Source organism: Polaromonas sp. P1_G2 (assembly GCF_056405515.1).
Map to the genome: position 1 here is coordinate 1 of NZ_JBFUBY010000571.1, position 850 is coordinate 850.

An 850-nucleotide genomic window follows, 5' to 3' on the forward strand; every position below is an offset into this window, starting at 1 on the left:
GGACGCGGCGCGACTCAATAAGACGTTTGGCGACCCAACCAAGCTCTAGCGACGAATTATGAGCAATATTGGCTAAGCTCGCGGCGCGCCGACGCCAAGCCAAGGCGCGTTGAGACTCGAGACCGCGCGCTGAATCAATCGATATCTCGTGTACGGCGAAAAAAAAGACGACGTACTCCTCCGATCGGAGGATGGACTGAACTCGATAGGGGACTAAAATTTTTTGTCAAATGCTGATGGATTGCTTGGTTCCTCGCTATGTAGGTTCAGGCAATCCTCAAAAAGCTGGTAGGGCTGACTGCTTTAGAGGATMGCGTGGCTAACTCAAGCCGTAGTTGCGAGATTCTGCGAAGGCATTGCTGTGCAAGTTATGCATAAGGGAGGGGGCTATGCAAGCGTTAGTTGGCATACACAAAGGCAAGTCGATGGAGGAGGTTGTTCTGAAGGAGCCGGCTTATGTTCATTGGCTCCTCGGTCAAACTCCCACGGGACCTCTTCTCGCCATGAAAAGCGAGGCTAAGCATCTCGTCCAGAAATTCGATAAGAAGCTGTACACCACGAAGTGCTGGGGTCGTAACTGCACGAATACCGCGACTCGCCTCAGCGTCTATCTGGACAACATAGTCCCGCATTGGTGGTGCGATGCGTGTGACCCCTACGAAACCGGAGCCAACGGTGGAAAACTCCAAATCTTTAGCGCTTATTCAGAAGCGCTGAATCATGTGAAGTTTTTCTGTAAGGGGAACAAGAGCGACTACAAAAGCCTAGTGAGAGACATGGCCAAGGCAAAAGGACTCCCGGCGCGCGTTGGAGATTCGCAGGCGAAAGCATTCTTCACATGAGGCATAAC

Annotated in this window: 1 protein-coding gene; it reads left to right on the top strand. The window is 51.9% G+C overall.

Going from position 1 to position 850, the window contains the following annotated elements; all coding sequences use genetic code 11:
- Positions 1-389: 389 nt before the first annotated feature.
- Entirely contained in the window at positions 390-842 is a 453-nt protein-coding gene (locus AC1D0P_RS26235) for a hypothetical protein (protein ID WP_477679402.1), read from the top strand.
- Positions 843-850: the final 8 nt, after the last annotated feature.

Coding starts and splice junctions, on each gene's coding strand:
- AC1D0P_RS26235 (WP_477679402.1), top strand. CDS start 390: ATGCAAGCGTTAGTTGGCATACACAAAGGCAAGTCGATGGAGGAGGTT.